This is a genomic window from Cupriavidus neocaledonicus (assembly GCF_000372525.1).
In the GTDB taxonomy this organism is placed as follows: Bacteria; Pseudomonadota; Gammaproteobacteria; order Burkholderiales; family Burkholderiaceae; genus Cupriavidus; species Cupriavidus neocaledonicus.
Map to the genome: position 1 here is coordinate 202,484 of NZ_AQUR01000107.1, position 12,711 is coordinate 215,194.

13 protein-coding genes are annotated in these 12,711 nt (G+C 68.5%); 4 read left to right on the forward strand and 9 right to left on the reverse strand.

Translation table 11 applies throughout. The features are described from left to right. Positions 1-35: 35 nt before the first annotated feature. The gene (locus A3AG_RS0129120; protein ID WP_018008798.1) at positions 36-1,427 is read right to left on the reverse strand and encodes a M23 family metallopeptidase; all 1,392 of its coding nucleotides are present in this window, start codon (positions 1,425-1,427) and stop codon (positions 36-38) included. A gap of 250 nt (positions 1,428-1,677) precedes the next feature. Here A3AG_RS0129120 and tyrS point away from each other — a divergent pair, with 250 nt between their 5' ends. The 4 genes from tyrS (at position 1,678) to A3AG_RS0129140 (ending at position 4,857) form a co-directional block, all read left to right on the forward strand. Then, positions 1,678-2,919 carry a tyrosine--tRNA ligase gene (gene tyrS / locus A3AG_RS0129125; protein ID WP_018008799.1) on the forward strand — a complete coding sequence of 414 codons (1,242 nt, stop codon included), beginning with the start codon at positions 1,678-1,680 and terminating at the stop codon, positions 2,917-2,919. A 7-nt stretch (positions 2,920-2,926) separates the two neighbouring features. Then, positions 2,927-3,388 carry a D-aminoacyl-tRNA deacylase gene (gene dtd, locus A3AG_RS0129130; RefSeq protein WP_018008800.1) on the forward strand — a complete coding sequence of 154 codons (462 nt, stop codon included), beginning with the start codon at positions 2,927-2,929 and terminating at the stop codon, positions 3,386-3,388. Between the two features lie 52 nt (positions 3,389-3,440). Next, positions 3,441-4,100: a YbhB/YbcL family Raf kinase inhibitor-like protein gene (locus A3AG_RS0129135; RefSeq protein ID WP_018008801.1), complete on the forward strand. Its 660-nt coding sequence runs from the start codon at positions 3,441-3,443 to the stop codon at positions 4,098-4,100. Between the two features lie 82 nt (positions 4,101-4,182). Then, the gene (locus A3AG_RS0129140; RefSeq protein ID WP_018008802.1) at positions 4,183-4,857 is read left to right on the forward strand and encodes a histidine phosphatase family protein; all 675 of its coding nucleotides are present in this window, start codon (positions 4,183-4,185) and stop codon (positions 4,855-4,857) included. Positions 4,858-4,865: 8 nt separating this feature from the next. Here the strand turns inward: A3AG_RS0129140 and A3AG_RS0129145 are convergent, their stop codons facing one another. The 8 genes from A3AG_RS0129145 to purH form a co-directional block, all read right to left on the reverse strand. Beyond that, on the reverse strand, positions 4,866-5,591 hold the full coding sequence (locus tag A3AG_RS0129145; RefSeq protein WP_018008803.1) for a queuosine precursor transporter: 726 nt from the start codon (positions 5,589-5,591) through the stop codon (positions 4,866-4,868). A 187-nt stretch (positions 5,592-5,778) separates the two neighbouring features. After that, positions 5,779-6,363 (reverse strand): BPSL1445 family SYLF domain-containing lipoprotein, encoded by a 585-nt coding sequence (locus A3AG_RS0129150; protein ID WP_026164557.1) that lies wholly within the window; start codon positions 6,361-6,363, stop codon positions 5,779-5,781. 44 nt (positions 6,364-6,407) lie between these two features. Further along, positions 6,408-7,001, reverse strand: a complete 594-nt coding sequence (locus A3AG_RS0129155) for a hypothetical protein (RefSeq protein ID WP_018008805.1) — start codon at positions 6,999-7,001, stop codon at positions 6,408-6,410. 199 nt (positions 7,002-7,200) lie between these two features. After that, complete coding sequence (gene ruvB / locus A3AG_RS0129160) at positions 7,201-8,265, reverse strand: Holliday junction branch migration DNA helicase RuvB (RefSeq protein ID WP_018008806.1); 1,065 nt, start codon at positions 8,263-8,265, stop codon at positions 7,201-7,203. Between the two features lie 58 nt (positions 8,266-8,323). Beyond that, on the reverse strand, positions 8,324-8,905 hold the full coding sequence (gene ruvA / locus A3AG_RS0129165) for a Holliday junction branch migration protein RuvA (RefSeq protein WP_018008807.1): 582 nt from the start codon (positions 8,903-8,905) through the stop codon (positions 8,324-8,326). Between the two features lie 70 nt (positions 8,906-8,975). Beyond that, positions 8,976-10,220 (reverse strand): glycerophosphodiester phosphodiesterase, encoded by a 1,245-nt coding sequence (locus tag A3AG_RS0129170; RefSeq protein ID WP_018008808.1) that lies wholly within the window; start codon positions 10,218-10,220, stop codon positions 8,976-8,978. 89 nt (positions 10,221-10,309) lie between these two features. Continuing rightward, positions 10,310-10,855 (reverse strand): crossover junction endodeoxyribonuclease RuvC, encoded by a 546-nt coding sequence (gene ruvC, locus A3AG_RS0129175; protein WP_018008809.1) that lies wholly within the window; start codon positions 10,853-10,855, stop codon positions 10,310-10,312. Positions 10,856-11,119: 264 nt separating this feature from the next. Then, positions 11,120-12,694: a bifunctional phosphoribosylaminoimidazolecarboxamide formyltransferase/IMP cyclohydrolase gene (purH, locus tag A3AG_RS0129180; protein ID WP_018008810.1), complete on the reverse strand. Its 1,575-nt coding sequence runs from the start codon at positions 12,692-12,694 to the stop codon at positions 11,120-11,122. Positions 12,695-12,711: the final 17 nt, after the last annotated feature.

A 12,711-nucleotide genomic window follows, 5' to 3' on the forward strand; every position in this document is an offset into this window, starting at 1 on the left:
GTTCGCTGGCGCGCGCGGGGATCACGATGGACGCGTCAGTTGGCGGCGGTCAGCACGTTATAGGTGCGCAGCGCGTTGATGCGGCTGAGCAGCCCGCTGGTGTAGGTCAGGAATTCCTGGCGCGACTTGCCGGTCAGCGGCGGCGATTCCATCAGCGTGACGGTCAGCGGGTTCTGCGGCACGTCGTTGAAGCGGAACTCGTAGTGCAGGTGCGGGCCGGTGGCCCAGCCGGTCGCGCCGACATAGCCGATCAGCTGGCCCTGGCGCACCGTCTGCCCCTGGCGCATGCCGGCAAAGCCGGACAGGTGCGCGTAGTAGGTGGAGTAGCCGTTGGGGTGCGACAGGATGACGATGTTGCCGTAGCCGTTCTGCTGGCCGACGAACTCGACCACGCCGTCGCCGGTGGCCAGCACCTTGGTGCCGGTGGGGGCGGCGAAGTCGACGCCCTTGTGCTGGGCCCAGTCATGATGCAGCGGATGCTCGCGGCCGCCAAAGCCCGACGACACGCGCGAGAACTCCACCGGCGAGCGCAGGAACGGCCGCTTCATGCTGCGCCCGTCGAAGGTGTAATAGGCGCCGCCGTCCTTGCTGCCCTCGGGCGCGAACCACAGCGCCTGGTGCAGCTGGTTTCGGTTGATCAGCTCGAGCGCGACCACGCGGCCGTTGCGCACGAAGGTGCCGTCGCGGAAGCCCGCTTCATAAATGATGCGGAACCGGTCGCCGGCGGCGATGTCGTGGTGGAAGTCGATCACGCCGGAGAAGATCGACAGCATCTGCTGCACCACTTCGTCGGGCACGTTGGCGGCGTCCATGGCCTTGAAGAATCCGCCCGCGGAAATCGCGCCCGAGGCCATCTCGTAGTGCACGTCGTTGTCGACACGCTGCACCTTGGCCTTGTACGCGGCGGCGGTGTCGCCTCTGGCGGCGCGCACGCGCTCGATCACCAGCTCGCGCGAGGCCGCGGCGTCGCCGCCGAGGTTGGCCTGCAGCGACACCAGCGTGTTGCTCTCGTCGATTTCCGCCTGCACCGCCTGGCCCGGGTTCAGGTTGAACAGGCCGCGCGCGGTGGGGTTCTTGACGATGAACGCCTGCGCGTCGGCATCGTCCACGCCCAGGCGCTTGAGCAGGCTGGCAATGGTGTCGCCGCGCTGCATGCGCTCTTCGCGCACGTACACGGCCTGGCTGTCGGTGAGCTGTTCAAGCTGTTCGCGCACGTCGGGCATGCGCAGGGCCTGCTGGGTGCGGGGCGCGCGCGGATCATCGTAGGCGCTGCGGGGTGCGACACCCATGGCCGCGGCCATGCCGAGCGTGAAGATCGCACCGACCGAGGCCGTCAGTTGTTTGCGCCGCCGCGCATGCTGGGGGTTGGTCGGATCGACCAGCACCACCAGCTCACGCGCGAAAACTTCGCGGAGTCTGGACCACATCACGTAAAATTCAACCTTGGTCTGAGCCCGCTGCCGGGGACGATGTGTCTCGTCTGCCTTCCTCCCCCGAGGTGCGGCGCGTGCTGTTCAGTATTCAGTAATTTTGGCCGCCTGCCTTGCTGTGCAAAGTGACGGATGGCGCACCGGAAAGGCTTCCGCAGGCGCCCGGAAACGCGGATTATACCAAAATCCGGCCCTGGCGGCTGTCGGCAGATTTCCTAAAATTTCAAGTATTTCAAAGACTTACGTGATGACTGAAGTTGCCTCGGCCGCACCGGCCAAATACCCCCTGACGCCCTCGGTGATGCAGGCCCTGGAGATCTCCAAACGCGGCTGCGACGAGCTGCTGATCGAAGCGGAGTGGGCGCAGAAGCTGGCGCGCAGCGAGGCCACCGGCGTGCCGCTGCGCATCAAGCTGGGGCTGGACCCGACCGCGCCCGACATCCATATCGGCCATACCGTGGTGCTGAACAAGCTGCGCCAGCTGCAGGACCTTGGCCACCAGGTGATCTTCCTGATCGGCGACTTCACCTCGACCATCGGCGACCCGTCGGGCCGCAACAGCACGCGCCCGCCGCTCACGCGGGAGCAGATCGAGGCCAACGCCCAGACCTACTATCGCCAGGCCAGCCTGGTGCTCGACCCGGCCCGCACCGAGATCCGCTACAACAGCGAATGGTGCGATCCGCTCGGCGCGCGCGGCATGATCCAGCTGGCGGCCAAGTACACCGTGGCGCGCATGATGGAGCGTGACGACTTCACCAAGCGCTTTCGTTCCGGGATCCCGATTTCCGTGCACGAGTTCCTCTACCCGCTGATGCAGGGCTACGACTCGGTGGCGCTGAAGTCCGACCTGGAACTGGGCGGCACCGACCAGAAGTTCAACCTGCTGGTGGGGCGCGAGCTGCAGAAGGAATACGGCCAGGAGCCGCAGTGCATCCTGACCATGCCGCTGCTGGTGGGGCTGGACGGTGTCGAGAAGATGTCCAAGTCCAAGGGCAACTACGTGGGCGTGACCGAGGCCCCGAACGAGATGTTCGGCAAGCTGATGAGCATCTCGGACGACCTGATGTGGCAGTACTTCACGCTGCTGTCGTTCCGTCCGATGAGCGAGATCGACCTGATGAGGCAGGAGATCGCCGCCGGCCGCAACCCGCGCGACTGCAAGGTGCTGCTGGCGCAGGAGATCGTCGCGCGCTTCCACAGCCAGGCCGATGCCGAAAAGGCGCTGGAAGACTTCAACCACCGCGCCCGCGGCGGCGTGCCGGACGATATCCCGGCGGTGAGCCTGGCCGGCGCCCCGCTGGGCATCGCGCAGCTGCTCAAGCAGGCCAATTTGGTGCCGTCGACCTCGGAAGCCAACCGCAATATCGAGCAGGGCGGCGTCAAGATCGACGGTGCCACCGTGACCGACAAGGCCACCAAGGTGGCCGCGGGCACCTACGTCGTGCAGGTCGGCAAGCGCCGCTTCGCGCGCGTGACGCTGGCCTGAGGCGGCGATGATCGCGCTGATCCAGCGGGTGGCCCAGGCCCGCGTCACGGTCGCAGGCCGCACCACCGGCGAGATCGGCGCCGGCCTGCTGGCACTGGTCTGCGCCGAGCGCGGCGACACCGAGGCCCAGGCCGAGCGGCTGCTGGCCAAGCTGCTGTCGTACCGGGTGTTTTCCGATGCGGACGGCAAGATGAACCTGCCGGTGCAGAACATCGACGGCAACGGCAATCCGGGCGGGCTGCTGGTGGTGTCGCAGTTCACGCTGGCGGCCGATACCAACAGCGGCACGCGGCCGAGCTTCACCCCCGCGGCCGCGCCCGAGGACGGCCGGCGCCTGTACGAGCATTTCGTCGCGCGGGCACGCGCGGCGCATCCGCAGGTGCAGACCGGCGAGTTCGGCGCGATGATGCAGGTCAGCCTGGTCAACGACGGTCCGGTCACGTTCTGGCTGCGCGTGGCACCGTCCTGAACCGATTCGAAGCTGCCGCGTCCCCGGCGCGGCATCAAGACAGGAGAGACAAATGAAACTCTGGAGCAAGTCCTTCAACGACAACGCGCCGATCCCCGGCGAGTTCGCCTTCTGCGTACCCGACGCCGCCGCCCACGTAGCCCTGTCGAACAACCGCAATCCCGACCTGCACTGGGAAGACGCGCCGGCCGAGACGCGCTCGTTCGTGCTGATCTGCCACGACCGCGACGTCCCCAGCAAGGGCGACGACGTCAACCAGGAAGGGCGCGAAGTGCCGGCCTCGCTGCCGCGCGTGGACTTCTTCCACTGGGTGCTGGTCGATATCCCGCCCGGCCTGACCTCGATCGCCGCGGGCTCGCATAGCGACGGTGTGATCGCGCGCGGCAAGCCGGGCCCGGAAGCGACCGGCGGCACCGCCGCCGCGGGCGGCCTGCGCCACGGCATCAACGACTACACCGGCTGGTTTGCCGGCGATGCCGACATGAAGGGCGACTACTACGGCTATGACGGCCCGTGCCCGCCGTGGAACGACACGCTGCTGCACCACTACGTGTTCACGCTGTATGCGCTGGACATCGACCGGCTGCCGCTGGAAGGGACCTTTACCGGCACCCAGGTGCGCGACGCGATCCAGGGGCATGTGCTGGCGCAGGCCAGCCTGACCGGCACCTATACGCTCAACCCGAAACTGGCAAAGTCATCGGCGGCCTGAAGCCGGGCCGGTGCCGCGTCCCGCGCGGTGCCGGGCCCGCCCGGCCCAAGCAAGCCCCCGCAGCAACCCCGAAGGAAACGGCATGTCGCAAAGCCCCGGGCCGCATTCGCTGGCCTTTACCCACCTGATCGTGATCCGCCACGGCGAAACGGCCTGGAACCGGGAGCGCCGGCTGCAGGGCCAGCTCGATATTCCGCTGAACGAGACCGGCCATGCCCAGGCCCGCGCGCTGGCAGATGCGCTGGCGGGCGAGCCGATCGATGCGGTGTATTCCAGCGACCTGTCGCGCGCGATGGCCACGGCCGCGCCGCTGGCCCAGGCGCTGGGGTTGCAAGTGCGTGCCGATGCGCGGCTGCGCGAGCGCAGCTATGGCGCGCTGCAGGGCAAGACCTACGCCGAGGTGGCCGAGCACCTGCCGGAAGACTTCGCCCGCTGGCAGGCGCGCGTGCCCGATTACGCGCCGCCCGAGGGCGAGTCGCTGCTGGGCTTCCACGAACGCGCGGTCGACGCGGTGCTGGCGCTGTCGCGCCGGCATCCGGGCGAACGCATCGCGCTGGTCGCGCACGGCGGCGTGCTCGACTGCCTCTACCGCGAGGCTACCGGCATGACGCTGGAAGCGCCACGCCAGCACGAACTGCTCAACGCCAGCGTCAACCGCCTGCGCAGCGACAGCACCCACCTGACCCTGGCCCAGTGGGGCGACGTCAGCCACCTGGAAAACCTGGCGCTGGACGAGGTGGACCGGCGCGTGCCGTAGCGCGGGCGCTAGACCCGGATGCGGAACGGCGTGAAGTCGGTATGCCGGTCGAAGTAATCTTCGTTCTCGGCCCGTTTCAGGAAGCCCACCACCTTGTACGTGACCGGCGTCATCACCACCTCCCAGCCGGTCTTCAGCACGTACTGCGCCACCGCCACCTGGATCACCTGCTCCAGCGGCCAGATGCCGTAGAAGGCGATCACGTAGAACAGTGACGAGTCGACCAGCTCGCCGGCCAGCGTCGATCCGATGGTGCGCGTCCACAGCCAGCGGCCGCCGGTCCACAGCTTCATCTTGGCCAGCACATAGCTGTTGGCAAAGCTGCCACAGCAGAATGCCACCAGCGAGCCGAGCGCGATGCGCCAGGTATTGCCGAACACGTCCTGCAGGCTCTGCTGATAGTCCGCCATGAACGGTGCGACCGGCATGTTCAGCACCACCACGCTCATGAAGGTGGCGAAGGCCAGCGCGGCAAAACCCGCCCAGACCACGCGCCGGTCGCGCCCGTAGCCGTAGACTTCGGTCAGCACGTCGCCGAAGATGTATGAGATCGGGAAGAACAGCACGCCGGCGCCGAAGGTGACCGTGCCGATCACCGGCAGCGTTACCTGCGCCGCCTTGGCCGCGCCGATCAGGTTCGAGCACAGCAGCACGGTGACGAACGCCACCATGACGAAGTCGTAGTAGCGGTAGACGCGGCCGGCGTGGGGCGGGCTGGCGGTGGTGGCAGTCATTGGGGGCTCCCGGTCGCGTGCGCGCTGGCGCAGTGAGTTGGGCGCGATTATGCCAGCAGGCGGCGCGTTCGCGCACACAGGGTGGCCCGGCATGGCGCAGCCACGGGTGCCCGAAAAGTAAATTCCCGGCCTGGACCGGGAACCATGTCAGAGAGGGCGGCGCCGCCGGAGCGGCATCGCCGTTGCGTCAGATGTCAAGCTTGCTGATCTTGGACCCGTTCACCGAGACATCGAACATCAGGCCGGCGTTGGTTTGCACGAAGGCGATCACCGGCTGCTGGCTGGTCAGCGTGTCGAGCCTGCCGTCCGCGCCGATCTTCGCCACTGCCACGTTGGCATCCGCGCCGGCGGTCCAGCCCTTGCTGGCCACGAACTTGTTGTAAGCCTCCGGCGTCATGAACATGATGATGATCGCCTTGGACTGTCCGCCGGCGGTCAGCCCGACCGAGGCCTGCGTCGTGCTGTAGTAGCCGACCGTCGAGCCCTTGGAGCGCAACGCGCCTTCGCCGTATTCGGCGCCCACGATAAAGCCGCCGGCCAGCACGCGCGGGAACACCAGGATGCCCTGCGCGCGCTGGGCCAGCTCGCGGGATCCGTTGGCCGAGGAGTACAGCCGGTTCAGCGCGCCATCGACTCCCGCATCGATCTCTTGCTTCTTGGCGACCGGGTCCTTGGACGCGCCGGTGCCGGTGGTGGTACAGCCCGCGGCCATCGCGGTCGCAACGAGCAGGCCCGATCCGGCAACCCGGGTAACAAAGTGGCGACGATTCATAGGTAACCTCCTGATGGGAAAAGTACCGCGCCTGATTCAGTGGCTCAGTTTGCCGCGGCTGCCGCTGGCGCCCTGACCGTAATGGCCACGACTTCACGGTAGACGATCTTGGCCATCTGCCCTTGCTTGATGCCCTTCAGGTCGATGGCGGGGTCCTGTACCGTGACCGTGCGCAGTGTCTCGCGCGGGCCGCGGAAGGTGATCTGGCGCTTGGCCGGGTCGACCCTGGTGATCTGGGCGGTCACCGTGGTGGTGATCTCGCGCATGATGCCCGGCTTGCCGCCCTCGGCCGCGCGCGTGGTGCGGTCGACCGACTCGGCCAGGGCCGTCGCCTTGCTGTCGACCGGCTCGAGCGCCGCGACCAGCGCGGCGCCGCGCGCCACGGTCAGGATATCGCCCTTGCGGATCTGGCCGAAATTGCGGACCTCGTCGCCGCCCACCAGCTCGACCACGTTGCCGCGCGGGCCCTGCACCAGCACCGCCTTGGTTTCGGGATCGATATCGACGATCTTGCCGCTGATGACGGCTTCTTCCGCCACGCCGACCGGCGCCGGCGGGCGCTGGGCGTTGGCACTGCCGGCGCTGAACGCGGCCAGGGCGAGAAGTGCGGCGAGCATGCTGGAACACTGGCGGATCATGGCTTTCCTTGACAGGTTTGCGAAGGCGCCGTGCCACGGCGGACACAGCCGTCATGGCACTGGGCGGGTGCCGTGAAGCCATTGTGGACAATCGGCCACCGGCCAGCAATCCACTTCGAAAAAATTTGGGATGGGAATTTAAAACGTTTAATTGATCGCGAGGTGTGCGCCATGGCACACATCTCGCGCCGGCACCGGTTCAGGCGTCGCCGAACAGTTCGTCGGCGCCGCCGGCCAGGCCTTGCGGGCTGGCCAGGCCGAAATGCCGGTAGGCCGCGGCGGTGGCGACACGCCCGCGCGGGGTGCGCTGCAGGTAGCCCTGCTGGATCAGGTAGGGCTCGAGCACGTCCTCGATGGTGTCGCGCTCTTCGCCGATCGCGGCGGCGAGGTTGTCCACGCCGACCGGGCCGCCGCCGAACTTGTGCAGCACCGCCTCGAGCAGCTTGCGGTCCATCAGGTCGAAGCCGACGCGGTCGACATCGAGCATGGCCAGTGCGGCATCCGCCATCTCGCGCGTGATGGTGCCGTCGCCCTTGACCTCGGCATAGTCGCGCACGCGGCGCAGCAGCCGGTTGGCGATGCGGGGCGTGCCGCGCGCGCGCCGGGCGATTTCCAGCGCGCCTTGCGGATCGATGCAGGCGTGCAGCAGCTGTGCCGAGCGACTGACGATGCGGGCCAGTTCCTCGGCGGTGTAGAACTCCAGCCGCGCGACGATGCCGAAGCGGTCGCGCAGCGGGTTGGTCAGCATGCCGGCGCGCGTGGTCGCGCCCACCAGCGTGAACGGCTGCAGGTCCAGCTTGACCGAGCGCGCCGCCGGGCCTTCGCCGATCATGATGTCGATCTGGTAGTCCTCGAGCGCCGGGTACAGGATTTCCTCGACCACCGGCGAGAGCCGGTGGATCTCGTCGATGAAGAGGACGTCGTTGGCTTCCAGGTTGGTCAGCAGCGCGGCGAGGTCGCCGGGGCGCTCGAGCACCGGGCCGGAGGTCTGGCGCAGGCTGACCCCCATCTCGCGCGCGATGATGTGGGCCAGCGTGGTCTTGCCCAGCCCGGGCGGGCCGAACAGCAGCACGTGGTCGAGCGCCTCGCGGCGCTTGCGTGCCGCGTGCATGAAGATGTCCAGCTGGCCGCGCACCTTTTCCTGGCCGACGTACTCGTCCAGCAGCTTGGGCCGCAGTGCGCGCTCGAACGCCTCCTCCTGCGACGAGGCGGGGGTGGCGGCGATCACGCGGGCGGGGGCGGCAAGCTTGTCTGTTTCGATCATGGTGGTCAGGGGCCCGGACTGCGGCAACAAAGCGCCATTCTACGCGCCAATCCGAAGCTCAGCCCTTGGACAGCGCCTTCAGCGCCAGCTTGATGCCCTCCGACACCCCGGTGCCGGCCGGCACCTGCTTGATCGCTGCGGCGGCTTCCTTCTCCGAATAGCCGAGCGCCAGCAGCGCATTGAGCACGTCGACGGCACTGTCGGGCACCGCCGGCGCGCCGGGCGCATGGCCCAGCTCCGCGCCCAGCTTGCCCTTGAGCTCCAGCAGCAGGCGCTCGGCGGTCTTCTTGCCGATGCCGGGAATGCGCGTCAGGCGCCCGGCTTCCTGCAGCGTGATCGCCTGCGCCAGCTCGGGCACCGACATGCCCGACAGCACCGCCAGCGCCATGCGCGCGCCGATGCCGGTGATCTTGATCAGCTCGCGAAAGGTGTTGCGCTCGGCCGCGCTGCCGAAGCCGTACAGCAGGTGCGCATCCTCGCGCACGATCAGCTGCGTCAGCAGGGTCACCGGCTGGCCCACCGCGGGCAGGTTGTAGAAGGTGCTCATCGGCACGTCGACCTCGTAGCCGACGCCGTGGCAGTCGACCAGCAGGTGCGGGGGATTCTTCTCGATAAGGGTGCCGGCGATGCGTCCGATCATGGTGCGGGAAAAAAACTGGGGGTCAGGAAAGAGGCGGCCGCCAGTGTAGCGCGGCGGCCGCCCGGCCGGCTCAGCGCGCCGGCGTGTCGACGGCGCGCCGGCCCAGCGCGGGGTCGTCGGTGAAGAAGCCGTCGATGCCGGCCGCGACGAAGGCCTGCACCTCGCGCTCCATGCCCGCCGGGCTGCGCGTGGCCTCGTCGCCGCCGCTCTGCAGCGCCTTGGGCAGGAAGCTGTTTTCCGGGCGGAAGGTGTACGGATGCACGAACAGGCCGGCGGCATGGGCCTGCTGCACCACCGTGGTCGGTGCGCCCAGCGCGCCCTGCGCATCGCGAGGCACCACGCTGCTTTTCTCGGGGCCGATGCCGTCGGCGTAGGCCGCGACTTCGCGCAGGCCGGCCGCGCTCAGCATGTCGCCGAAGGTGCGGCCGTCGCCGGCCAGCTTCCAGTCGGCCGGGCCCTTGCGCGGGTTGCCGATCAGCTGGACCAGCTTGACGTTGGGCAGGCCGTGGCCCAGCGTGCGCCGCAGCGCGCGCAGGCTGCCGCTCTCGAAACACTGGATGAACACCGGCGCATTGCGCAGGTACGGCTGCGCCCGCACCGCCGCGGCGAGCTTGTCTTCGAGCGGCAGGCCGATGCCGCGGAAGTAGCTGGGATGCTTGAGTTCGGCGTAGATGCCGACGGGTTTGCCGGTGCGCAGCGCGGCCTGCTCGGCCAGGCGCACGATCTCGTCGAAGGATGGCACCTCGAACTGGTCGTTCAGGCGCGCATTGGCCGGGCGCAGGCGCGGAATGCGCTCGCGCGCGCGCAGCGTCTTGAGTTCGGCCAGCGTGAAGTCTTCGGTGAACCAGCCGGTCAGCCGCTCGCCGTCGATCACCTTGGTGCGCTTGCGCTCGGCGAACTGGGGCAGTTCGGCGACGTTGGTGGTGCCGGTGATGTCGTTCTCGTGGCGCGCCACCAGCACGCCGTCGCGGGTCATGACGAGGTCGGGCTCGATCGCGTCGGCGCCATCCTCGATCGCCTTGGCATAGGCCGCCAGCGTATGTTCCGGACGCAGCGCGCTGGCACCGCGATGGGCGATTACCAGCGGCCTGGGCTGCGGCTCCGCCACGGTGGCCGGAGCGCTCGCGGCGGGCGCGGGCGCGGGCGGAGCCGGCGCTGCGGCGCGCTTGGGGCGCGGCGCGGTAGCGCAGCCGGCGGCCAGCACCGCGCACGCCGCGGCGGCAACGGTCGGCAACAGCCAGCGACGGCAGGCGGCAACGACACGGGTGAGGCAGGCGCGCGGGCGCGGCGCGCGCAGTCGGGACTGGCTAGGCATGCAGCGTTCCTGTGGTGGGACCAAGCCCCGATTGTAAAAGACGCGCAAGCGTGCAGGCGGCAGTGGCGGCGCTGCGCGGCCCGGTGTGTTCAGCCGACCAGGCGACCACGCCGCACGCGCATGCCCTTGCGCACCAGCTCAGGGGCCAGTCCGGCCAGCGTGCCCAGGGTATCGCCGCCGTTGGCATGGCAGATCGCCACGCCCAGCGCATCGGCCGCGTCGCTGCCGGGCTGGCCGGGCAGCATCAGCAGCCGCGTCACCATTTCCTGCACCTGCGCCTTGTTGGCGCGGCCATAGCCGACCACCGCCACCTTGAGCTGCAGCGCGGTGTATTCGAACACCGGCAGGCCATAGCCGACCAGCCCGCAGATCGCCGCGCCGCGGGCCTGGCCGAGCAGCAGCGTGGACTGCGGGTTGACGTTGACGAAAACCTTCTCAATCGCCGCGCAGTCGGGCGCATAGGTGCGCGACACCTCGCTGATGCCGTCGTACAGCGTCTTCAGCCGCTCCGGCAGGTTGGCATTGCCGTCGCTCTTGATCGTGCCCGAGGCGATGTAGGCAAGCTTGTTGCCCTGCTTCTCGATCACGCCGAAGCCGGTGGTGCGCAGGCCGGGGTCGATGCCTAGGATTCGCATGAGGATGGGGTAGGGAGGACGCCGACTAGTGTATTGCTTTTTGCGCAGCCGGTTGCGGCGCTGGCGTCCATGAGTCGTTTGCGAGCGCCGCCAAGGTGCGGCCTGCTGCCGGTGTACTCCCTCTCCCGCTTGCGGGAGAGGGTTGGGGTGAGGGCGGGGAGAGTCCACGCAGCACAGCCGGTGGTACCCGCGCCTGCCCTCAGCCCCGGCTCCTGTCCCGCAGGCGGGAGAAGGGAGCAAACAAGCGCGAGAGACGCCGCCCGCTTAGTGGCGGAAGTGCCGCGTGCCGGTCAGCACCATGGCAATGCCGCGCTCGTCGGCGGCGGCGATCACTTCGTCATCGCGCACCGAGCCGCCCGGCTGGATCACGCAGGTCGCGCCCGCATCGACCACCACGTCGAGGCCGTCGCGGAACGGGAAGAACGCGTCCGATGCCACCGCCGAGCCGGCCAGGGTCAGGCCGGCGTTCTGCGCCTTGATGCTGGCGATGCGGGCCGAATCGACGCGGCTCATCTGGCCGGCGCCCACGCCCAGCGTCATGCCGCCGCCGCAGAACACGATGGCGTTGGACTTGACGAACTTGGCCACGCGCCAGGCGAACATCAGGTCGTCCATTTCCTTCGGCGTCGGGTGGCGACGCGTCACCACGCGCAGCTCCGACGGCTGCACGTTCTTGGCGTCGGGGCTCTGCACCAGCAGGCCGCCGCCGACGCGCTTGAAGTCATACTGGTTGATCCCCTTGCCCAGCGGAATCTCCAGCAGCCGCACGTTCTGCTTGGCCGCGAACACGGCGCGCGCGGCGGCGCTGAACGACGGCGCGATCAGCACCTCGACGAACTGCCTGGCCACCGCCTGCGCGGCGGCTTCGTCCAGTTCCACGTTGAAAGCGATGATGCCGCCGAAGGCCGAGGTCGAGTCGGTCTTGAAGGCCTTGTCGTACGCTTCCAGCGCGCTGGCGCCCAGCGCCACGCCGCACGGGTTGGCGTGCTTGATGATGACGCAGGCAGCCCCGCTGGCGGCGTCGAACGATTTCACGCACTCCCACGCGGCATCGGCGTCGGCGATGTTGTTGTACGACAGTTCCTTGCCTTGCAGCTGCACGTAGTTGGCGAGCGCGCCGTCGACCGCCTTCAGGTCGCGGTAGAACGCCGCCGACTGGTGCGGATTCTCGCCGTAGCGCATTTCCTGGACCTTGTCGAAGGCCAGGTTCAGCGTCTGCGGGTAGGCGCTGCGGGCCTGGTGCGACTTGTCGGTGCCGAGGCTGGTCAGGTAGTTGGTGATGGCGCCGTCGTACTGCGCGGTGTGCGCGAACACCTTGGTGGCCAGGCGGAAGTTGGTGTCGTAGCCGACGCTGTTGCCGTTGGCGCGCATTTCGTCGAGCACCACGGCGTAGTCGGCCGGGTCGACGATCACGGTCACGTCACGGTGGTTCTTGGCCGCCGAGCGCAGCATGGTCGGGCCGCCGATGTCGATGTTCTCGATCGCGTCCGGCAGCGTGCAGTCATCCTTGGCCACGGTCTGCTGGAACGGATACAGGTTCACCACCAGCAGGTCGATGGTGGGGATGTTGTGCTCGGCCAGCGCGGCCATGTGCTCGGGCAGGTCGCGGCGCGCCAGGATGCCGCCGTGGACCTTGGGGTGCAGCGTCTTGACGCGGCCGTCGAGCATTTCCGGGAAGCCGGTGTAGTCGGCCACCTCCGTCACGGGCAGGCCGCTGTCGGCCAGCAGCTTGGCGGTGCCGCCGGTGGAAAGCAGCGTGACGCCGAGCGCGTTCAGTTCGCGCGCGAATTCGACGATGCCGGTCTTGTCGGAAACGGAAAGTAGGGCTTGCTTGATCATGGCTGTGGGAAACGCTT